Below are 19,703 nucleotides of genomic sequence, written 5' to 3' on the forward strand. Positions count from 1 at the left end.
CTGTTCACGGAAACAGTGCCGTCGCAAGCGTCGTCGGGCCGGGTCGGTTGAGCCTGAACTCGCGGATCACGCGCTCCGCAACGCCATAAGCGAGATCTTGCTCAATCGACTGATTGTCGAGGCTGACGACAGTGGCGGTGAATTTCGCCTCGGCAATCACCTCGCCCGTCGCTACCGCCGCGGCACGAACGATGACCTTGGCAGACGCCCGTTCTCCGAACAGGAACGGCGCGCGTGTGACGGATGCAAGGCGGATGGTCAGCACCACGCGCGGTCTGATTTCGCCACGCGCCGTCGTCTTGATCGCGTTCTGTAGCTGTGAATGGATGGATTGCATCAATGCCGGCGCGACATCCGGCCGTGCCGCAACAAATGCACCGCGCACATCGTAAAGCAGCCGGTCGCCACTGGTCGCTTCCGGTTCCAGCCTGAAAGACATGAGCGTGAAACACGCCAGCACAACAATGCCAAGGCGTTTCAGCGAGGTGTTCATGATCTGCGGCTCCCCTAACGTGAGGTAACCGCATATTCGATCATCAGGGTTAAAAAAGCGTCAAGAAGCGCTCTTCAACGCCTCCAGAACGTTGAGTGCTGCCCGCATGTCGATGAGCCTGGTGGCACGGCGCTCCTGCGCCTCCTCGTCCTCACCCCAATGTTCGGCTGTCCAGTCCTCGTCAAGATGCGCCAGCGTCCAGGTTTCCTCCAGCGTCAGTTGCCCTTCCGCCAGTGCCAACGCCAGAATGGCAGAGCCTGTCAGCGACGTCATGGTGTGCAGGGCGGCAAGCGCGATCGGCGTATCGTATTTCCTGAGCGTTACCGCAAAGGCCGCAACGGCCTCCCGGGGCTGATCGCGATGCATGACGCCTTCGACGAGAATGAAACGGGCGCCGAGAACATTGGCTGCCCAGTCGATCACCGGGTCCCAATGGTCCGCCTGCCGCTCCACGAGCGCTTCCGGTTGGCCTGCGCGGTAGCACAGGAGATCGGAGGAGGAAAAACGCAGGATGTCCTCGAAAACCGCCTGGGTATCGCTGGCGATACCGTCAATGGCGGTGTTGACATGTCGCGAGACCGGCATGACGACCGGGTTCACCACTTCTTTTTGCGCATCCCATTCGTCGCGAAGCAGATCCGCAAGCGCCTTCGACGGCAGGACAAGCGGCTTCTTCGCGGGCGTGCGCAACGGCTTGCCATCGAGATGGATGGTGAAAGCGCCGTCTTCCACGTCAGCAACGGTAACGTCCTTGTAGAAGCGTTTCGGCAAGGGCCGCTGCATCTGGATTTGCGCGCGAAGGATCGGATCGGGGTGGCTGAGGGCCTTCCGAAAGGTCGTTCAGGAGATCACGCATGGCAGGTCCTCATCAGTCGAATAGAAAAAGTCACTCCAGAAATCCCGGCGGGAACATAGGCCGGAATTTCGCGAGGGTGGCTGACAACGGCGTCGGCGCCTGCTTTCCAGAGGTCATCGACCGAGGCGTATCCCCAGGCGACGCCGATGGCCGTTGCGCCCGCGGCCTTTGCCATCTGCATGTCATAGACCGCATCGCCGATGACAATGGTGTCGGCCGGAACCATGCCGGTTTCATGGCAGCATTCCATCACCATGGCCGGATGCGGCTTGGATGGGCAATCATCCGCCGTGCGCGACACGATGAAATGTTCGGCAAAACCGTGGGTTTCGAGAATATGGGTCAGTCCGCGACGGCCCTTGCCGGTGACCGCACCGATCAGCACGTCGTCGCGTTTGGCGAGCGTGTCGATCAGGGGCGCGATGCCGTCAAAAAGCGGCTCGACCATGCCCGGGCGGGCGCGGATCGGATGGTAGATCTCCCGATAACGCTGCGTCATCGCCCTCGCCTCGTCGTCCACATGCGCCTTGCCGAGCATGCGGGCGATGGCGATGTCGAGCGTGAGGCCGATGATCGCCTTGGTCTCGGAGATATCCGGACGCGGCTTTCCGAAATCGGCGAAGGTATCGGACATGACAGCATGGATCAGACCCGCACTATCCACCAGCGTGCCATCGCAATCGAAAAGAACCAGTTTCATCGGCTGTTAGCCTTCCCTGTCGCCATCGGCCACGTCGAGGCCGAGCAGGTTCCAAGTCTGCACCATATGCGGCGGCAAAGGCGCGCTGACGCGAAGCCGGCCGCCATTCGGGTGCGGAATATCGATGTGGCGGGCATGCAGATGCAGGCGCTTCTGTACGCCGCCCGGAAAATCCCAGTTGGGATCGTCGATGTAATATTTCGGATCACCGATGATCGGGTGTCCTATATGCAGCGCGTGAACGCGAAGCTGGTGGGTACGGCCGGTATAGGGCTCCATTTCCAGCCAGGCGAGGTTCTGCGCGGCGGTATCGATAACACGATAATAGGAAATGGCGTGATCCGCCCCCTCCTCGCCATGCTTGGCGATGCGCATGCGGTCGCCGTCAGGGGTCTGTTCCTTGACGAGCCAGGTGGAAATCTTGTCCTGATGCTTGCGCGGCACGCCACGAACCAGCGCCCAATAGGTCTTCTTGGTGTCGCGCTCACGGAAAGCGGCCGTCAGCTTCTGCGCAGCACCTCGGGTGCGGGCAACAACCAGCACGCCCGATGTATCGCGGTCCAGACGGTGCACCAGACGCGGCTTTTCGCCCTTCGGGCTGGTCCATGCTTCCAGAAGCCCGTCGATGTGGCGGTTGACGCCGGAACCGCCCTGCACGGCAATGCCGGCCGGCTTGTTGAACACTAAAACCTTGTCGTCTTCATGCAGCAGCATGCGTGCCAGAAGCTCGCCGTCTGCCGAATGTTTGAGGTCTCTCGATCCGATCGGCCCACTTTTTACCTTGAGGTCGGAATCAACCGGCGGTACGCGCACCATCTGTCCCGGCTGCACCCGTGCATCCGTCTTCACCCGGCCGCCGTCCACACGCACCTGTCCGGAGCGCAGCAGCTTTTGCAGCTGCCCGAACCCCAGGCCCGGATAGTGAATCTTGAACCAGCGATCGAGGCGCATACCGGCCTCGTCGGCCTCGACCTTGATATGCTCGATACCTGCCATGAAATTTCCAGTCTCTCTGTCTTGATCGCGCGCACTGTTCTCTGGCGCACTGTTTGGAGCAAGCCTTTAGAACAAACTGCGGCCCAAGGCCAGCCCGGCAAAAACCGCTGCAATGGAAACCACCAGACTTGCAATGATGTAAACCGCCGAAAGGCCGAGCGCGCCGCGTTCGAAAAGCGCTACCGCGTCGAGCGAGAAGGACGAAAACGTGGTGAAGCCGCCAAGCACGCCGGTAACCAGAAACAGGCGCATTTCCATAGATGCGTTCAGCCGCCTTGCCACAAGCTCGACCAGCAGGCCGATCAGGAAGGAACCAACCACATTGACGGTGAACGTTCCCCAGGGAAATTCGGCCCGGTCAGCCGCACACTCCAGACGCCAACCAGATAGCGGAACACGGAACCGATTGCGCCGCCTGTGGCGACAAGAGCGATATTCACCATTGCGGGATTGTCTCCGGAGGAAATTGTCGGACCGGGCTGTCCAAGGCATTTCTAGACCATAGCAATCGCCGGTGAAACCCCTTTGCCCAGCGCTTTCATCCATTAAAATACGGTTAAATTGCAAGCCCGCGATTTAGCCTTCCGACAAGACGCGAGTGCTAATCTCCAGTTTTTCGGGGTCGGCGAAGATGGCCGGAGGTTGGATGACACAGGTTTATTCCGTTTCTGCGAATACGGCAGCCTATGCGCTGGAAGCAGTGAAGCCATCGCAGCGCGTGCCGCGTAAAACCGAGGTCGAAGAGGCTATTCACGCCTTGGCGCGTAAGGCCGAACAGGGCGACGACTTCCAGGTTAAAGCCTTCATGACGGCGATTAAACCGCCGGCTCTGACGCTCTATTTCCTGACCGTTGCCAGCCAGCGTCAGGAACCACAGGCGACGTTGGAGCAGGCCGTCGAGGCATATGAGGAAAACGGATCGACAAAACGATCAAAAAATACCGTTTTGGATCAAGTTGATATCTAGATATTTTCATTTCATTTCTGAAGAACGGCACGGTATTGAGCCGGCTTCAGCTTTCAGGCTGGTGTCAGCCTGATTTTCTAAATATTTCCGACCGAATGCAGGAAAACTCACGGAGGCGGTCGACCTTACGCCTTTTCCGCCACGGCACTGAAAAACAATATAATAGACGAAAAGCTTGCGGCTACCGGACCTGTCACGCGTTCCGGTAGCCGCTTTTCATTGATCAATTATGCTGGTGGTCGCCGCCCTTGGCTGAGCCTGCGGACAGCACGATCTCTACCTTGCCTGCCTTTTCGAAGACCAGCGTCACGGGCACCTTGTCGCCTTCGGCAAAGGGCTTCTTCACGTTGAAGAACATCATGTGCAGGCCGCCAGGCTTCAGTTCCACGGTCTGACCGGCGGGAATGACGACGCCGTCGTCCAGCTTGCGCATTTTCATGATCTCGTTGACCATGGCCATTTCGTGAATTTCAGCGCGGCCGGCGGCGGAGGATTCGATGCCGATCAGCTTGTCGTCGCTGGACCCGGTATTCTTGATGGTCACATAACCGCCACCCACGGGTTGACCGGGCAGCATGGCCTTCGTCGCGCCGGCGGAAAGCTCGAGGTCGCCGGCTTTCACGACATCCATGTTCATGCCCATATCCATATTCATGGCGGAGTGGTCATGCCCGCCGGCATGTTCCTTCGCGGTGACGCGGATGGTCGGGGCCGGGCTTTTGAGCGAATGCGGATCGACGCCCGCTGCCGCCACCTCGTCCCAGGAAACCTTGCCTTTGTCGCCGCAAAGCTGCGTCACCTTGAAAGGCAGATCCTGCCCCACTTCTATGCCGGAGATTTTACCCTGCACGGCAAAGGTATCGTAGAACTCGTCCGGCAGGTTGCCGGCCTTCCAGCGGATTTCGACCGGCCCGCTTTTGATCTCCTGGCCGTGGTTCTTGTAGGCCTTCTGATAGTCGCCCTTGATGATTTCCAGTTCCCAGCCGGCCTTTGGCTGCGGCTTGGCGGAAATGAAGCCTTCCGGCAGCTTGATCTGCACTTCGGTGGTGGCAAGCCCGCCATCGCAACCATGCGGCACCTGAAGTGCGGCAACGATGGTGCTGTCCTGTTCGGCCGAACCGTCAACGAAGGTCGTGTGGGCGAAGGCCTGCACCGTCGAGACGGAGGCGATGAACAGGGTGCAGGTGATGATCTTGGTAGTTTTCATTTGTCTTGTCCCTGCGACTGCGGCCAATTTGGCCTCGACAGTCGCTCCGTGCCACCTACGGGCGGCGATGATCCTGTGAAACGAAGAGATCAGGCGGACAGCGATGGAGGGCCGCGTGCGGACGGGTTGCGGATCGTCAGGACGGAGCGGAAGCTCCATTCCGCGGATAAGCGATTTTCGAGCCAGGCGAATTCGGTTCTGAGCCAGCCCGTCGCATCGGGCACTGGCAACAGAATGGACGACGCCAGCAGGCACGCCTCGCAAAACAGGATCGCGTCGCCGGAATGGGCGGGGCCGTCCTTGGCGTGCGAGGCATTCACGCCGCCGCTGTGGCCGAGGCAGATTTCGGCAAAGGTGCCATCCGGCAGCCGGTAGCTCTCATCCAAAATAACGGCAGGTGCCGCGGCGAGCGCTGGCTTGTGGGCAAAACCCAGCGACAACATCAGCATCGCGCAGAAAATGCGAAGCATTCTCTCCACCCCTGTCAGCCGTCGATTTCGATTTGCGTCCATATTCTGGCGATACCCCTCTTTCCTTCCGATTTCAAAGGGGAAATTTGCCGCAGGCCCAACCGCTCAACGGAACAATCGCCACAGGGCGGCATTTCCCTGTCGATAAGAACCTTTTCGGAAGGAGATCCGACATGCCGGCTAAATCGAAAGCCCAGCAGAAAGCCGCGGGCGCGGCGCTGGCTGCCAAACGCGGTGAAATCAAGAAATCAAGCTTACAAGGTGCTTCAAGAAACATGAAGAAGTCCATGACAGAAAAAGAACTTGAGGATTTCGCCTCGACCAAACGGAAGGGCCTGCCGGAGAGAAAATCCAACTGACACCGCCCCAAATCCATGAAACTCACTGCCTATCGCGCCGGCGATGGCGCAGATGGAGCAAAAATCTGTTCAGATGCGTCATTTCGTCCTTGCCAATAATGGGCCTTCGAAGATAATGAGCGTCGCATCATCGTTGGGAGAAACCGCTTCAATGCGGTGCCGAAGGAGCAACCGCCCCGGAAACTCTCAGGCAAAAGGACCAGCGGTGACGACGGAACTCTGGAGAGAAGCCACCTTTCATAAGGACGGCTCGCCGAAGGGATAACAATCTCAGGCGACAAGGACAGAGGGGGCTCTTGAACCCGGCGCGTTTCTCGCGTCATGACCTGAGCCCGCGCGATCTTTCGCGCAACCCTGGAGGCGTCCTTGGACGATACCGCCGAGCTTGACATCACGCCGTTGCATTCCCTGCATCTTTCGCTTGGCGCCCGCATGGTGCCGTTTGCCGGTTACGACATGCCGGTTCAATATCCGGCCGGCGTTCTGAAGGAACATCTTCAGACCCGCACCTCCGCCGGCCTGTTCGACGTGTCCCATATGGGCCAGGTGATCCTGAAGGCGAAATCCGGCAACAATGCCGATGCCGCACTTGCGCTCGAAAAGCTGGTGCCGGTCGACATTCTCGGCCTCAAGGAAGGCCGCCAGCGCTACGGTTTCTTCACCGATGAAAACGGCTGCATCCTGGATGACCTGATGATCACCAATCGCGGCGATCATCTTTTTGTCGTCGTCAATGCATCCTGCAAACACGCCGATGTCGCTCATATGAAGGCGCATCTTTCCGGCGACTGCGAGATTACCCTTCTTGACGACCGGGCGCTTATCGCGCTGCAGGGACCTCGCGCGGAAGCGGTTCTGGCGGAACTGTGGGCCGGCGTGTCGGAAATGAAGTTCATGGACGTGCTGGAAATTCCGCTGCACGACGTACCCTGCATCGTCTCCCGCTCCGGTTATTCCGGTGAGGACGGTTTTGAAATCTCCGTGCCCGCCGAAAAGGCTGAAGAGATCGCCAGGGCCCTGCTCGAACATCCCGATTGCGAGCCGATCGGTCTCGGCGCGCGTGACAGCCTGCGTCTCGAAGCTGGCCTTTGTCTTTATGGCAACGATATCGACACCACGACCTCCCCCATCGAAGCTTCGCTCGAATGGGCGATCCAGAAGGCGCGCCGCGCAGGTGGCGATCGCGAAGGTGGCTTTCCGGGCGCGAAACGCATTCTCGGCGAACTGAAAGACGGCACATCGCGCCGCCGTGTCGGCCTGAAGCCCGAGGGCAAGGCACCGGTGCGCGGCCATTCCAAGCTTTTCGCGGATGCCGAGGGCAAGACGGAAATCGGCGAAGTGACCTCCGGCGGCTTCGGCCCATCGGTCGAAGGTCCCGTCGCCATGGGATACGTGCCAACGGCCTACACGGCTCCCGGTACGGCGATCTTTGCGGAAGTGCGCGGCAAATATCTGCCCGTCACCGTCGCTGCCCTGCCCTTCATCAAGCCCACCTATAAACGATAATCTTCATCCCATCTCCGGAGAGAATACGATGCTGAAATTTACCGCAGAACACGAATGGCTGAAGTTCGAAGGCGATATCGCCACCGTTGGCATTACCAGCCACGCCGCTGAACAGCTTGGCGACCTCGTCTTCGTCGAATTGCCGGAAGTGGGCGCCACCTTCTCCAAGGATGGTGACGCAGCGACCGTTGAATCCGTCAAGGCGGCTTCCGATGTCTATTGTCCGCTGGATGGCGAAGTGGTGGAAATCAACCAGGCCATCGTCGACGATCCCTCACTGGTCAATTCGGACCCGCAGGGCGCCGGCTGGTTCTTCAAGCTGAAGCTTTCCAATCCGGCAGATGCCGAGACGCTGCTCGACGAAGCAGCCTACAAGGAGCTGATCGCGTAATGACGACGCCCACGGAATTCCATTTCACCGACTATCAGCCCTATGATTTCGCCAACCGGCGTCACATCGGGCCATCGCCGTCGGAAATGGCAGAGATGCTGAAGGTCGTTGGCTACAAAAGCCTCGCCGCGCTCATCGACGCCACCGTTCCAACCTCCATTCGCCAGAAGGTGCCGCTCACCTGGGGTGCGGCGCTGACCGAACGCGAAGCGCTCGATCGTCTGCGCGAGACGGCCAACAAGAACCAGGTCCTGACCTCGCTGATCGGCCAGGGGTATTACGGCACCATCACGCCGCCGGTCATCCAGCGCAACATTCTGGAAAACCCGGCCTGGTACACGGCCTACACGCCTTACCAGCCGGAAATCAGCCAGGGCCGTCTTGAGGCGCTGCTGAACTACCAGACCATGGTCTGCGACCTCACCGGTCTCGATGTCGCAAACGCCTCGCTGCTGGATGAAGCGACGGCAGCTGCCGAAGCCATGGCCATGTGCCAACGCGTCGCCAAATCCAAGGCAACCGCCTTCTTCGTGGATGCCAATTGCCATCCGCAAACCATCGCGCTGATCGAAACCCGCGCGGCACCGCTCGGCTGGAAGGTGATTATCGGCAACCCGTTCACCGATCTCGATCCGGTCGACGTGTTCGGCGCGATCTTCCAGTATCCGGGCACCCACGGCCATGTCAGCGACTTCTCCGGCCTGATTTCCCGTCTGCACCAGACCGGCGCCATCGCCGCCGTCGCCGCCGACCTTCTGGCGCTGACGCTGCTGAAATCACCCGGTGAAATGGGCGCGGATATCGCCATCGGCACCTCGCAGCGCTTCGGCGTTCCGGTCGGTTACGGTGGCCCGCATGCCGCCTATATGGCCGTCAAGGATGCGCATAAGCGCTCCATGCCCGGACGTCTTGTCGGCGTTTCGGTTGATGCGCGCGGAAACCGTGCCTATCGCCTGTCGCTGCAGACCCGCGAGCAGCATATCCGCCGCGAAAAGGCCACCTCCAACATCTGCACGGCGCAGGTGCTGCTCGCCGTCATGGCATCGATGTACGGTGTCTTCCACGGCCCGCAGGGCATCAAGGCGATTGCCCAACAGACCCACCAGAAGGCCGTGCTTATGGCCAAGGGTCTGGAAAAGCTCGGCTACGTCATCGAGCCGGAAACCTTCTTCGACACCATCACCGTCGAAGTCGGCCACATGCAGGGCGTCATCCTGCGCTCGGCTGTCGCGGAAGGCGTGAACCTGCGCAAGGTCGGCGCGACCAAGATCGGCATGAGCCTTGACGAGCGCACCCGCCCGGCGACGCTTGAGGCCGTCTGGCGTGCTTTCGGCGGCAATTTCTCGATTTCGGATTTCGAGCCGGAATATCGTCTGCCGAAGGAACTGCTGCGCACCAGCCAGTACATGACGCATCCGATCTTCCACATGAACCGTGCCGAAAGCGAGATGACCCGTTACATCCGTCGTCTTTCGGACCGCGATCTCGCGCTCGACCGCTCGATGATCCCGCTCGGTTCCTGCACCATGAAGCTCAATGCGACGGCGGAGATGCTGCCGATCACCTGGCCGGAATTTTCCGACATCCACCCCTTCGTGCCGGCCGATCAGGCGCTCGGCTACAAGGAAATGATCGACGATCTCTCCGAAAAGCTGTGCTCGGTCACCGGTTACGACGCCTTCTCCATGCAGCCGAACTCCGGCGCGCAAGGGGAATATGCGGGGCTTCTGACCATCCGCAACTATCACCTTGCCAACGGTGGCACACATCGCGACGTCTGCCTCATTCCCACCTCGGCGCATGGCACCAATCCTGCCTCCGCACAGATGGTCGGCATGAAAGTGGTGCCGGTGAAGGTGCGAGACAATGGTGACATCGACATCGATGATTTCCGTGCAAAAGCAGAGCAGTATGCGGAAAATCTCTCGTGCTGCATGATCACCTATCCGTCCACTCACGGTGTGTTCGAGGAGACGGTTCGCGAGATTTGCGAGATCACCCACAAGCACGGTGGTCAGGTATATCTCGACGGCGCCAACATGAACGCCATGGTCGGCCTTGCCCGTCCCGGCGATATCGGTTCGGACGTTTCCCACCTCAACCTGCACAAGACCTTCTGCATTCCGCATGGCGGCGGTGGTCCGGGCATGGGGCCGATTGGCGTCAAGGCGCATCTTGCTCCTTTCCTTCCCGGCCATCCGACGACGGACGGTCGTGAAGGTGCGGTTTCGGCTGCCCCGTTCGGCTCGCCTTCGATCCTGCCGATCTCCTGGAGCTATTGCCTGATGATGGGCGGCGAAGGGCTGACGCAGGCGACCAAGGTGGCGATCCTCAACGCCAACTATATCGCCGAGCGGCTGAAGGGCGCTTACGACGTGCTCTACAAGTCCGAAACCGGACGTGTGGCGCATGAGTGCATCATCGACACCCGGCCCTTAGCGGACAGCTGCGGCGTGACGGTGGACGATGTTGCAAAGCGCCTCGTCGACTGTGGTTTCCATGCGCCGACCATGAGCTGGCCGGTGGCCGGCACGCTGATGATCGAGCCGACGGAATCCGAGACCAAGGCGGAAATCGACCGTTTCTGCGATGCCATGCTGGCGATCCGTGAGGAAGCTCGCGACATCGAGGAAGGCCGTGCGGACAAGACCAACAATCCGCTGAAGAACGCACCGCACACGGTGGAAGACCTGGTCGGCGAGTGGGATCGTCCCTACAGCCGCGAAAAGGGCTGCTTCCCGCCCGGCGCATTCCGCATCGACAAATACTGGTCGCCGGTCAACCGCATCGACAATGTCTACGGCGACCGCAACCTCATCTGCACCTGCCCGCCGATGGAGGCTTATGCCGAAGCGGCTGAATAAGGCATCAGTGCAAACCAACATACGAAGGCCCGGAGCGATCCGGGCCTTTTTTCATTGAAGAAATCGCAGTGGGGCCTTGTCGGGCTTTCTCGCTGCAAGGGCTTGCGTTTTTTCGATCCTGCTTGTCTAACTTAGGGAAGATATGGAGAGTGCGAGGATGCAAGGCGACGAAATTGCTGTCCTGATCGGGCGCGTTGCGCTCGGAGACCGCTCCGCATTTTCCGCACTTTATCAGGCAACCAGCCCGAAACTTTTTGCGATCTGCATCCGTATCTTGAAAGACCGGACGGATGCGGAAGAGGCGCTACAGGAAATCTATGTCAGGATCTGGCAGAGAGCGAATTCCTTCGCAAGTCGTTCGGGGCATGCCTTGGCCTGGCTCGCCACTGTCGCTCGAAACCACTGTATCGATCTCATCCGGGCGCGAAAGCCCGTGAGCGACGACATCGATACCGTGCTGGACCTTGAAGACCAATCGACCCCCGACCCGGAAATGCAAATCGTGATGCGCGATGAAGGCCGGCGGATCGATAGATGCATGGAGGAGTTGCGGCCGGATCAGGCTGCTGCCGTGCGGCGAGCCTATGTGGAGGGTTTGAGTTATGCGGAACTGGCCGAGGAGATGAATGCGCCGCTCAACACGGTGCGGACATGGCTTCGCCGCAGCCTGCTGAAACTGAGGAGAGTGCATGGAACGATGACATCTGGCGAACATAGTCATGGCAACACTCCGCAGGATGAAGTCCTGGCGGCTGAATACGTGCTCGGCCTTCTTTCGCTGGAAAAGCGCCGGATGGTCGAAAAGCGCATGGCTGATGATGCCGACTTTCAGCGCCTCGTGGAGCGCTGGCAGACCGATACCACGACGTTCAACGATGCCTATGGCGAGATTGCCCCCGATGCCGCGGTGTTCAACCGCATCGAAAAGCGCCTGTTCGCCGATCGCCCCGATAATGCCGCCGGTTCGCTCTGGCAGTCGCTCGTCTTCTGGCGCGGCGTATCGCTTGTCTCGTCGCTTGCGGCTGTCGTCGCGATAGCCTTTGTATTGGGTCTGCTTCCGCCGGGCGGCAGACAAGCGGCACCACTCGTTGCCAACCTCACCGCCCCCGGCAACGTGATCGATCTCGTGGCGTCCTACGACGCGTCGAGCGGACGCCTGAAGATCACGCCCGTTGCAGCAGATGGCGGCGAACGCCGGTCGCTCGAACTGTGGCTGGTGCCACCGGCGGGCAATCCAAAATCACTCGGTATAATCAATGCGGCTGTTGATGCCGACATGGTCATTTCGCCCGAGATACAGGGTAGCCTCGGTGAAGGTTCCGTATTCGCCGTCAGCCTTGAGCCGTTCGGTGGTTCGCCCACCGGCCTTCCCACCGGCCCGATCGTGGCTTCGGGTACTGCGCGTCGCCTGTAACAGGCACGCAGTTAATCCTTTTTAAAATCAGCTATTTATCATTTTTCCTGGCTTGCCTGAAACTTCGCGGGGCCAACTTCCGTCTCTTGTGTTGCTACGGATGACCGATAGCGGCCACTGGAAGGACTACCTTTCGGGGCGAGGATGTCACCAAGGAGGAATAACGATGTACAAAGTTTCTGTTCGCGCCCTGACGCTGGCCGCAGCTCTTTCCATCGGCATGGTTTCCGCTTATGCCGCAAACCCCAAGGTTGGCGGCGCCGCGATGTTCGAGAACAAGAACATTGTTGAAAATGCGATGAACTCGAAAGACCACACCACGCTCGTCGCAGCGGTGAAGGCCGCCGGTCTTGTCGAAACGCTTCAAGGCAAAGGTCCGTTCACGGTGTTCGCCCCGACCAACGAAGCTTTCGCGGCCCTTCCGAAGGGTGCGGTCGACGATCTTCTGAAGCCGGAGAACAAGGAAAAGCTGGTCAAAGTGCTGACCTGCCACGTGGTTGCCGCCAATGCACTGTCAACCGCCATCGAAAAGATGATCAAGGACGACAAAGGTGAGCATGACGTGAAGACGGTCGGCGGCTGCGTGCTCAAGGCCAAGGAAAGCATGGGTAAAATTACCCTGACGGACGAGAACGGCACGGTTGCTCACGTCACCATCGCTGACGTCAAGCAATCCAACGGCGTCATTCACGTCATAGACAAGGTGCTGCTGCCGAAGATGTAATTTAGCGAAACAGCAGACGACTGGCACATACAAAGGCCCGGAGCGATCCGGGCCTTTTTCGTTACGATGGCAACGTTTCTCGACCTCGCCACACACGATTGATCGTCACAAGTTCCATGCTAAAACGGATGCCGCAATCAAGCGGGTATGGAGTGTAAATGCGTCTGATTTGCCTGAATGGTTGGGGCGGAAAACTTCATGACGAGATTGTTCCCTATATCTCCTCATCCGATCCCGATATTCTTTGCCTGCAAGAGGTGGTGCACACACCGACTGCCTTGCAGGACTGGCTGAGCTACCGCGATCACGGCATCGACTTGCCGCAGAGGGCGAACTTCTTCCACGAAATCGCCGAGGCCTTGCCGGATCATCTAGCGATCTTCTGTCCGGCGGCGCAGGGTGATCTCTGGCACGGCGAGACTAGATATCCTTCCCAATGGGGGCTGGCGACCTTCGTGCGTAAGTCCATCGCCATCGTTGCGCAGGCGCAAGGGTTCGTGCACGGCAATTTCTCTGCGGACGGATACGGCGATCATCCACGGTCACGCACGGGCCACGCCATCAGGGTTTTCGACTTCACCACCGGTCAGCCGGCCGTCATCGCCCATATGCATGGGCTGCGCGACCTCAACGGCAAACACGATATCCCCACCCGTCTGGCGCAGGCAAAACGCCTCGTGCAACTGGTCAAAAACATTGCTGAAGATGGCGACCGGATCGTCGTCTGCGGTGATTTTAATGTCCTGCCTGACAGCGAGACCTTCACTGTGCTGAGGGAACTGGATCTCATCGAACTTGTCACGACACGAGGCTTTACCGACACCCGGACCTCGCATTATGCCAAAGCGAACCGTTATGCCGACTACATGCTGGTCAATCCAGCTGTGAACGTCGATCACTTCCATGTGGTGAGACAGCCGGAGGTCTCGGATCACTGCCCTTTGCTGCTCGAATTCAGCTAAATACCCGGAGCACCTCATCCGTCATTCACTACCGGCTGCGTCAGCGTACCAGCCGGATATCGCTCGTCACCACCGTTTTGCCGGTCCTGCCATCCTTGTCGGTGGTGCGCAGCCGCAGGCCGTTGTCGCCAACCTTTTCAATGGTCATGGCGGCGACGCGGTCACCGTTGATATCGCGGTTCCAGCGAACCGTGAGGTTGATTGCGTTTCCCTGCCTTGTGCCGGAAAGGGCAGACGGACGACCGGAAGGGCCGGTGTAAGCACCGCTATAGCGGCCACCCTTCGCCGAGAGATCGGCGGCGATTGCGCGCCTTACGACGAGAAGTCCCCGGCAAGTGCCGGACATGTTGAGCGACGATGCCCCCGCATTGGAATTCAGCGTGCAATTCACATTGATCGGCGGCGTGCCGATCCGGGTAATTACGGTTCCCTTGCCCGCCCATGTGCCTTTCAGCGACGAGAGGAATTCGCGTTCATCCGCATGTGCGGGCTGTGCGCCGAGCAATCCGGCAGAAAATAAAATTGCGAGAGCCTTGGTCTTCATGGCGAGTATCCGTTTTTTTCCACGAAGACTAACTCGCTTGCACCGCGAAACGTTCCTCCGGCCTGTTCGGCAACGACCAAAACATCGAAGGACTTATGTTTCTGTCGTGCCAATGCAACCAGATACGGGCAGAGATATTTCTCGCCAGCGCCGGACTTCTGGGCATCGTGACGTCCGTCGTCTCAGTGACGCGCAATAAAAAAGGAGGCCTTGCGGCCTCCTTCATAAACCTAATCGGACGTCGGATTATCCGACGAAAGCGCGCTCGATGACGAACTCGGCAGGCTTGTTGTTGGCGCCTTCAGTAAGGCCAACCTTTTCAAGCAGTTCCTTGGTGTCCCTCAGCATGGCCGAAGAACCGCAGATCATGCCGCGATCGATTTCGGGATTGAGTGCGGGAACACCGAGATCCGCAAACAGCTTGCCGTTCTCGATCAGCGTGGTGATACGGCCCTGGAAGGGGTAATCCTCACGGGTCACGGTCGCGTAATGCTTGAGCTTGTCGCCAACGATCTCGTTCAGGAATTCATGGTTCCGGATTTCCTCGACCAGATCGAAACCGTATTTCAGCTCGGCCACATCGCGGCAGGTATGGGTGAGGATGACCTCTTCGAACTTTTCATAGGTATCCGGATCGCGGATCAGGCTTGCGAAAGGCGCAATGCCGGTGCCGGTCGAGAACATGTAAAGCCGCCTGCCGGGTGTCAGCGCATCCAGAACCAGCGTACCCGTCGGCTTCTTGCGCATCAGCACGGTATCGCCGGGCTTGATCGCCTGAAGATGGGAGGTCAACGGCCCATCCGGAACCTTGATCGAGAAGAATTCCAGTTCCTCATCCCAGGCCGGGCTGGCGATGGAATAGGCGCGGTAGATCGGCTTTTCGCCGACCATCAGGCCGATCATGGCGAATTCGCCTGATCGAAAACGGAAGCCGGCCGGACGCGTCATGCGGAAACGGAACAGGTGATCCGTATAATGCTCCACCGACAAAACCGTCTCGGCGTAAACACCATCAGGTATCTTGATCGCGAAATCTTCCGTCTTGGCTGGCGCGTTCATTTCAGGTTCCGTCCATTCATTCGATAAGCGACATTCTTCGACCGGGCAATTATACCATTTTTGTCGCGGTTTGAAGGCATGAGAATATCAATACTGCCATGCGCGGAAAATATGTATCCGAAACTCATATTTCCACGCAACGTGTCATTGGGCCGCACGGCGACGCCAGCTATAGGCCTCACCACCACTCGCCGGCCGAGCCGTCGGCTGGTAATAGACCGGGATCTCCGGCAGGCGATTTTCGGAAAGACGACGGATCGCCGTGTCGTTCGTCACCGCAAAGCTGGTAAAGCCGGTGCGCAGCATTAGCGGCACCTGATCGATCAGCACATCACCGACCGCCCTCACCTCACCCGCAAAATCAAGACGGCTGCGCAGCAGCGAGGCGTGGCTGAAACCACGGCCGTCGTTGAAAGCGGGAAAGCTGATGGCGACGAGTTCGATACGGTCGAGATAGGGCTCGAGCCGGGTGACATCGTCGGCCGGCGCGATCAGAACGCCGAGGCCGATATCGTTGCTTTCGGCGGCGCGAACAAGGAAATCGGCAAGTTGCAGCACCGGCTTTTGCTCAGCACCAGCCTTCACCTCTTCCGTTTCAATCACCCACGGATCGTTTTCCACGAAGCCGTCGCGGTTCCAGATTTTCGTCATGTCGATCTCCTCAGGCGGCTTCAGCGGCGGAACCGTAGAGCGCATCCTTGAAAGGCTGCGGTCCGACACGGCGATAGGCTTCGAGGAAGTTCTCTTCCTTCGAAAGGCGCAAGCCCAGATAGGTGTCGACGATGGTTTCCACCGCGTCGGTCACTTTTTCCGGCTCGAAACCGCGACCGATGATCTCGCCGATCGAGGTATTTTCGTCGCCCGACCCGCCAAGCGTGATCTGGTAGAGTTCGGCACCCTTCTTTTCCACGCCCAGAAGGCCGATATGGCCGACATGGTGGTGGCCGCAGGCATTGATGCAGCCGGAAATCTTGATCTTCAGCTCACCGATTTCCAACTGACGCTCATGCGCGCCGAAACGGGTGGAGATTTCCTGCGCCAGCGGAATGGAGCGCGCATTGGCAAGCGCGCAATAGTCCAGCCCGGGACAGGCAATGATATCGGTGATCAGCCCGGCATTGGCGGTGGCGAGCCCCGCGCCCACCAGCGCGCGATAGACCGGTTCGAGATCGGCCAGCGCCACATGCGGCAGGATGATGTTCTGCTCGTGGCTGATGCGGATTTCGTCAAAGGCGTATTCCGCAGCAATGTCGGCGACGAGTTCCATCTGCTCGTCGGTCGCGTCGCCGGGAATGCCGCCGATCGGCTTCAGCGAGATCGTCACCATGCCGTAATCGGGATGTTTGTGCGGTGCAACGTTCTGCTCGACGAAGCGGGCAAAACCCTCATCCGCCCGCTTCCAGCGCGCCAGGCTTTCCCATCCCTCGGGGCGGTCCTGCAATGCCGGCGGCGCGAAATAGGCGGTGATCGCCGCGATATCCGCATCCGGCAGCTTCAATTCGGTGTTTTTCAGTTCCGCGAATTCTACCTCGACCTGACGGGCCAGCTCTTCCGCACCCGTCTCGTGCACGAGGATCTTGATGCGCGCCTTGTACTTGTTGTCACGGCGGCCGTGCAGGTTATAAACGCGCATCACAGCCGTGGTGTAGGACAAGAGGTCCTCTTCCGGCAGGAAATCGCGGATCTTCTTGGCGATCATTGGCGTGCGGCCCTGACCGCCACCGACATAAACGGCAAAACCGATCTCGCCCTTGTCGTTCTTTTTCAGGTGCAAGCCGATATCGTGAACCTGAATGGCGGCGCGATCGCGCTCGGCACCCGTTACCGCGATCTTGAACTTGCGCGGCAGGAACGAGAATTCCGGATGTACGGAAGACCATTGGCGCAGAATTTCCGCATAGGGACGCGGATCGGCGACTTCGTCTGCAGCAGCACCGGCGAAATGATCGGCCGTCACGTTGCGAATGCAGTTGCCTGAAGTCTGCAGCGCATGCATTTCCACGCTCGCCAGTTCGGACAGGATATCCGGCGTGTCGGAAAGGCGCGGCCAGTTGTACTGGATGTTCTGGCGGGTGGTGAAGTGGCCATAACCCCGGTCATATTTGCGGGCGATATGGGCCAGCATCCGCATCTGCTTGGAATTCAGCGTACCGTAGGGAATGGCGACGCGCAGCATGTAGGCATGGAGCTGGAGGTATACGCCGTTCATCAGGCGCAGCGGCTTGAACGCGTCCTCGGCCAGCTCGCCGGACAGCCGGCGCTCTACCTGATCGCGAAACTGTGCCACGCGGCCTTCAACAAATGCGTGATCGAATTCGTCGTAACGGTACATATTCTTCCTCAGACTGCGATAAATGCTGCATCGGCCGGCTTGAAGCCGTTGGCATAGTGCATGGTCGGGCCAGCGGCGCGAATGCGCTCGCGAAGACGGGTCGGCCAAAGCTTGCCGTTCTCCTCAATGACATCGACGATATTCACGTCGACGACCTTGTTGGCGGAAAAATCGCGCTTGCCGATTTCCTCGAACGACGCAACGGCCTCCGCATGGCGCGCAACGATCGCACCCTGCAGGTTCTCCGTCCATTCGCCATTGGCGTCGAGCCAGACGGCGATACCATCGCCCAGGCGGTTGGCGGTCAAAACCTTGTCAGCCATTTGCATACTCCCGTTTGAGGTTCGCTGGCTTTGAGCCAAGCGCAAGCGCCTCGGACCTGCCGAAATTGGCGCCCGCCACCGCATCGCCGATGATGACCATGACCGGACCGGTCAGTTCATCGCGATGTTCGAGGTCGGGCAGATCGTTCAATGTGCCATGCAGCAGGCGGCGATCCGCGCGGCTGGCATTTTCGATGACGGCCACAGTCGTTTCCACGCCGAGACCTGCCTCGATCAGCCTTGTCGCGACCGAGGCTGCAACGCTGCGGCCCATATAGACGGCAATGGTGGCGCCGGAAACGGCGAGACGTGCCCAATCGGGCAAGACATCGCCGGTCAGATCGTGGCCGGTGGTGAAAATCAGCGACGAGGCGACACCGCGCAACGTCAGCGGCAATTCGAAATCCGCAGCGGCGGCGAAGGCGGAGGTGATGCCGGGCACGATCTCGTAGCCGATACCGGCATTGCGCAGCGCCGCCATTTCCTCGCCCGCCCGGCCATAGACCAGCGGATCACCGGATTTGAGGCGAACGACGCGCTTGCCGTCCTTGCCGAGACGCACCAGCAGGCGGTTGATTTCGTCCTGCGACTTCGTATGGCAGCCCTTGCGCTTGCCGACAGACAACCTTTCGGCATCGCGGCGGCCCATATCGACGATCGCCTGCGGCACCAGCGCATCATAAACGATGACGTCGGCCTCCATCAGCACGCGCTGCGCGCGCAGCGTCAACAGGTCTTCAGCACCCGGACCGGCGCCGACAAGCCAGACACGGCCTTCGCTGCGTTCGGGCGATTGCAGCAGACGGTCAGCGGCATCGCGGGCGGAAAGCGTATCGCCGAGGGCAACAGCATCCGCGACAGCGCCGGAAAAAAACCGCCGCCAGAAATTGCGCCGCAAGGCTCCCTTGGGAACATTCTGCTCGGCGGCGTCACGATATTGCACGGCAAGGCGCGCAAGTTTGCCAAGCGACGGCGAGAGCATCTGGTCGATACGCGCGCGGATCATCTGGGCAAGAACCGGCCCTGCCCCTTCGGTGCCGATGGCGATGGCGACGGGCGCGCGGGCGACAATCGCCGGCGTGAAGAAATCGCAGAATTCCGGCTGATCCACCGCATTGGCGGGGATTTTCTTCGCGCGTGCAGCCGTAACGATCTCGCGGTCCAGCGCCTCGTCTCCGGTGGCGGCAAAAACCAGCGTTGCGCCTTCGATCAACTTGCTGGCGAAACCCTGAGCTCGATGATCGATACGATTTTCGTTGAGATAGCGCGAAAAATCCGTTTCCGGCTGGTCGGCATAGGCAACGATATGCGCATTGGTGTTGGCAAGGAGCCTAACCTTCGCAAAAGCTTCGTCGCCATTGCCGAAAACAGCAACCTGCCGTCCCTCAACCCGGAAGAAAGCGGGGAAGGTAGAAAGGCGGTCGCCAGCTGCGGAAAAATCATGTTCGTTGTGCATTGGACATATATCCCGCATTGCGGTGCAAGATTGAAGAAACAGAAATTCAAGCCTTTCCGGCACCTGGATTTTTATTTCTC

19 protein-coding genes, 3 pseudogenes and 1 riboswitch are annotated in these 19,703 nt (G+C 59.4%); of the genes and pseudogenes, 9 read left to right on the forward strand and 13 right to left on the reverse strand.

Annotation, left to right across the window (positions count from 1 at the left end; all coding sequences use genetic code 11):
* Positions 1 to 4: 4 nt before the first annotated feature.
* From RBH10_RS15745 to crcB, 5 genes and pseudogenes are all read right to left on the reverse strand, one after another.
* Positions 5 to 493 (reverse strand): hypothetical protein, encoded by a 489-nt coding sequence (locus RBH10_RS15745; protein WP_281036564.1) that lies wholly within the window; start codon positions 491 to 493, stop codon positions 5 to 7.
* 60 nt (positions 494 to 553) lie between these two features.
* A pseudogene (locus RBH10_RS15750) lies at positions 554 to 1,349 on the reverse strand (ATP12 family chaperone protein).
* Positions 1,342 to 2,049: an HAD family hydrolase gene (locus RBH10_RS15755; protein WP_306180691.1), complete on the reverse strand. Its 708-nt coding sequence runs from the start codon at positions 2,047 to 2,049 to the stop codon at positions 1,342 to 1,344. The pseudogene RBH10_RS15750 and the gene RBH10_RS15755 overlap by 8 nt, the downstream one beginning before the upstream one ends.
* A 6-nt stretch (positions 2,050 to 2,055) precedes the next feature.
* On the reverse strand, positions 2,056 to 3,045 hold the full coding sequence (locus tag RBH10_RS15760) for an RluA family pseudouridine synthase (RefSeq protein WP_281036562.1): 990 nt from the start codon (positions 3,043 to 3,045) through the stop codon (positions 2,056 to 2,058).
* 66 nt (positions 3,046 to 3,111) lie between these two features.
* Positions 3,112 to 3,488: pseudogene (crcB, locus tag RBH10_RS15765) on the reverse strand (fluoride efflux transporter CrcB).
* Between the two features lie 203 nt (positions 3,489 to 3,691).
* On the opposite strand from crcB, the gene RBH10_RS15770 reads away from it, so the two are divergent.
* Positions 3,692 to 4,012: a hypothetical protein gene (locus RBH10_RS15770; RefSeq protein WP_281036560.1), complete on the forward strand. Its 321-nt coding sequence runs from the start codon at positions 3,692 to 3,694 to the stop codon at positions 4,010 to 4,012.
* Positions 4,013 to 4,235: 223 nt separating this feature from the next.
* Here the strand turns inward: RBH10_RS15770 and RBH10_RS15775 are convergent, their stop codons facing one another.
* Positions 4,236 to 5,219: a copper chaperone PCu(A)C gene (locus RBH10_RS15775; protein WP_281036559.1), complete on the reverse strand. Its 984-nt coding sequence runs from the start codon at positions 5,217 to 5,219 to the stop codon at positions 4,236 to 4,238.
* Positions 5,220 to 5,308: 89 nt separating this feature from the next.
* Entirely contained in the window at positions 5,309 to 5,689 is a 381-nt protein-coding gene (locus RBH10_RS15780; protein ID WP_281036558.1) for a hypothetical protein, read from the reverse strand.
* A 173-nt stretch (positions 5,690 to 5,862) separates the two neighbouring features.
* Between RBH10_RS15780 and RBH10_RS15785 the strand changes: the two genes are divergently transcribed.
* The 8 genes and pseudogenes from RBH10_RS15785 (at position 5,863) to RBH10_RS15820 (ending at position 13,909) form a co-directional block, all read left to right on the forward strand.
* Entirely contained in the window at positions 5,863 to 6,048 is a 186-nt protein-coding gene (locus RBH10_RS15785) for a DUF3008 family protein (protein WP_281036557.1), read from the forward strand.
* 124 nt (positions 6,049 to 6,172) lie between these two features.
* Positions 6,173 to 6,260, forward strand: a riboswitch (glycine riboswitch).
* 154 nt (positions 6,261 to 6,414) lie between these two features.
* Complete coding sequence (gene gcvT / locus RBH10_RS15790; protein WP_281036556.1) at positions 6,415 to 7,554, forward strand: glycine cleavage system aminomethyltransferase GcvT; 1,140 nt, start codon at positions 6,415 to 6,417, stop codon at positions 7,552 to 7,554.
* Between the two features lie 28 nt (positions 7,555 to 7,582).
* Complete coding sequence (gene gcvH, locus RBH10_RS15795) at positions 7,583 to 7,945, forward strand: glycine cleavage system protein GcvH (protein WP_065655405.1); 363 nt, start codon at positions 7,583 to 7,585, stop codon at positions 7,943 to 7,945.
* Complete coding sequence (gcvP, locus tag RBH10_RS15800) at positions 7,945 to 10,809, forward strand: aminomethyl-transferring glycine dehydrogenase (RefSeq protein WP_281036555.1); 2,865 nt, start codon at positions 7,945 to 7,947, stop codon at positions 10,807 to 10,809. The genes gcvH and gcvP overlap by 1 nt, the downstream gene beginning before the upstream one ends.
* 157 nt (positions 10,810 to 10,966) lie before the next feature.
* A pseudogene (locus RBH10_RS15805) lies at positions 10,967 to 11,510 on the forward strand (sigma-70 family RNA polymerase sigma factor).
* Entirely contained in the window at positions 11,507 to 12,223 is a 717-nt protein-coding gene (locus tag RBH10_RS15810) for an anti-sigma factor domain-containing protein (RefSeq protein WP_281036553.1), read from the forward strand. Before RBH10_RS15805 ends, RBH10_RS15810 begins: the two are co-directional and overlap by 4 nt.
* A gap of 166 nt (positions 12,224 to 12,389) precedes the next feature.
* Positions 12,390 to 12,947: a fasciclin domain-containing protein gene (locus RBH10_RS15815; protein ID WP_045016071.1), complete on the forward strand. Its 558-nt coding sequence runs from the start codon at positions 12,390 to 12,392 to the stop codon at positions 12,945 to 12,947.
* Positions 12,948 to 13,105: 158 nt separating this feature from the next.
* Positions 13,106 to 13,909: an endonuclease/exonuclease/phosphatase family protein gene (locus RBH10_RS15820; protein ID WP_281036552.1), complete on the forward strand. Its 804-nt coding sequence runs from the start codon at positions 13,106 to 13,108 to the stop codon at positions 13,907 to 13,909.
* 40 nt (positions 13,910 to 13,949) lie between these two features.
* Here the strand turns inward: RBH10_RS15820 and RBH10_RS15825 are convergent, their stop codons facing one another.
* From RBH10_RS15825 to cysG, 6 genes are all read right to left on the reverse strand, one after another.
* Entirely contained in the window at positions 13,950 to 14,453 is a 504-nt protein-coding gene (locus tag RBH10_RS15825) for a hypothetical protein (RefSeq protein WP_045016069.1), read from the reverse strand.
* Positions 14,454 to 14,699: 246 nt separating this feature from the next.
* Complete coding sequence (locus RBH10_RS15830; protein ID WP_281036551.1) at positions 14,700 to 15,512, reverse strand: ferredoxin--NADP reductase; 813 nt, start codon at positions 15,510 to 15,512, stop codon at positions 14,700 to 14,702.
* A gap of 144 nt (positions 15,513 to 15,656) precedes the next feature.
* On the reverse strand, positions 15,657 to 16,163 hold the full coding sequence (locus tag RBH10_RS15835; protein ID WP_281036550.1) for a DUF934 domain-containing protein: 507 nt from the start codon (positions 16,161 to 16,163) through the stop codon (positions 15,657 to 15,659).
* A gap of 10 nt (positions 16,164 to 16,173) precedes the next feature.
* Positions 16,174 to 17,844: a nitrite/sulfite reductase gene (locus RBH10_RS15840; protein WP_281036549.1), complete on the reverse strand. Its 1,671-nt coding sequence runs from the start codon at positions 17,842 to 17,844 to the stop codon at positions 16,174 to 16,176.
* A gap of 8 nt (positions 17,845 to 17,852) precedes the next feature.
* Positions 17,853 to 18,167 carry a DUF2849 domain-containing protein gene (locus tag RBH10_RS15845; protein WP_020012470.1) on the reverse strand — a complete coding sequence of 105 codons (315 nt, stop codon included), beginning with the start codon at positions 18,165 to 18,167 and terminating at the stop codon, positions 17,853 to 17,855.
* Complete coding sequence (gene cysG / locus RBH10_RS15850; protein WP_281036548.1) at positions 18,160 to 19,623, reverse strand: siroheme synthase CysG; 1,464 nt, start codon at positions 19,621 to 19,623, stop codon at positions 18,160 to 18,162. The genes RBH10_RS15845 and cysG overlap by 8 nt, the downstream gene beginning before the upstream one ends.
* Positions 19,624 to 19,703 lie beyond the last annotated feature (80 nt).

The organism is Rhizobium sp. AN73 (assembly GCF_030757975.1).
GTDB classification, from domain to species: Bacteria; Pseudomonadota; Alphaproteobacteria; order Rhizobiales; family Rhizobiaceae; genus Agrobacterium; species Agrobacterium arsenijevicii.

Bases quoted from the DNA above. Each gene is read 5' to 3' on its own strand.
- RBH10_RS15745 (WP_281036564.1), bottom strand. From the start codon at position 493: ATGAACACCTCGCTGAAACGCCTTGGCATTGTTGTGCTGGCGTGTTTC.
- RBH10_RS15755 (WP_306180691.1), bottom strand. From the start codon at position 2,049: ATGAAACTGGTTCTTTTCGATTGCGATGGCACGCTGGTGGATAGTGCG.
- RBH10_RS15760 (WP_281036562.1), bottom strand. From the start codon at position 3,045: ATGGCAGGTATCGAGCATATCAAGGTCGAGGCCGACGAGGCCGGTATG.
- RBH10_RS15770 (WP_281036560.1), top strand. From the start codon at position 3,692: ATGACACAGGTTTATTCCGTTTCTGCGAATACGGCAGCCTATGCGCTG.
- RBH10_RS15775 (WP_281036559.1), bottom strand. From the start codon at position 5,219: ATGAAAACTACCAAGATCATCACCTGCACCCTGTTCATCGCCTCCGTC.
- RBH10_RS15780 (WP_281036558.1), bottom strand. From the start codon at position 5,689: ATGCTTCGCATTTTCTGCGCGATGCTGATGTTGTCGCTGGGTTTTGCC.
- RBH10_RS15785 (WP_281036557.1), top strand. From the start codon at position 5,863: ATGCCGGCTAAATCGAAAGCCCAGCAGAAAGCCGCGGGCGCGGCGCTG.
- gcvH (WP_065655405.1), top strand. From the start codon at position 7,583: ATGCTGAAATTTACCGCAGAACACGAATGGCTGAAGTTCGAAGGCGAT.
- gcvP (WP_281036555.1), top strand. From the start codon at position 7,945: ATGACGACGCCCACGGAATTCCATTTCACCGACTATCAGCCCTATGAT.
- RBH10_RS15810 (WP_281036553.1), top strand. From the start codon at position 11,507: ATGACATCTGGCGAACATAGTCATGGCAACACTCCGCAGGATGAAGTC.
- RBH10_RS15815 (WP_045016071.1), top strand. From the start codon at position 12,390: ATGTACAAAGTTTCTGTTCGCGCCCTGACGCTGGCCGCAGCTCTTTCC.
- RBH10_RS15820 (WP_281036552.1), top strand. From the start codon at position 13,106: ATGCGTCTGATTTGCCTGAATGGTTGGGGCGGAAAACTTCATGACGAG.
- RBH10_RS15825 (WP_045016069.1), bottom strand. From the start codon at position 14,453: ATGAAGACCAAGGCTCTCGCAATTTTATTTTCTGCCGGATTGCTCGGC.
- RBH10_RS15830 (WP_281036551.1), bottom strand. From the start codon at position 15,512: ATGAACGCGCCAGCCAAGACGGAAGATTTCGCGATCAAGATACCTGAT.
- RBH10_RS15835 (WP_281036550.1), bottom strand. From the start codon at position 16,163: ATGACGAAAATCTGGAACCGCGACGGCTTCGTGGAAAACGATCCGTGG.
- RBH10_RS15840 (WP_281036549.1), bottom strand. From the start codon at position 17,844: ATGTACCGTTACGACGAATTCGATCACGCATTTGTTGAAGGCCGCGTG.
- RBH10_RS15845 (WP_020012470.1), bottom strand. From the start codon at position 18,167: ATGGCTGACAAGGTTTTGACCGCCAACCGCCTGGGCGATGGTATCGCC.
- cysG (WP_281036548.1), bottom strand. From the start codon at position 19,623: ATGCACAACGAACATGATTTTTCCGCAGCTGGCGACCGCCTTTCTACC.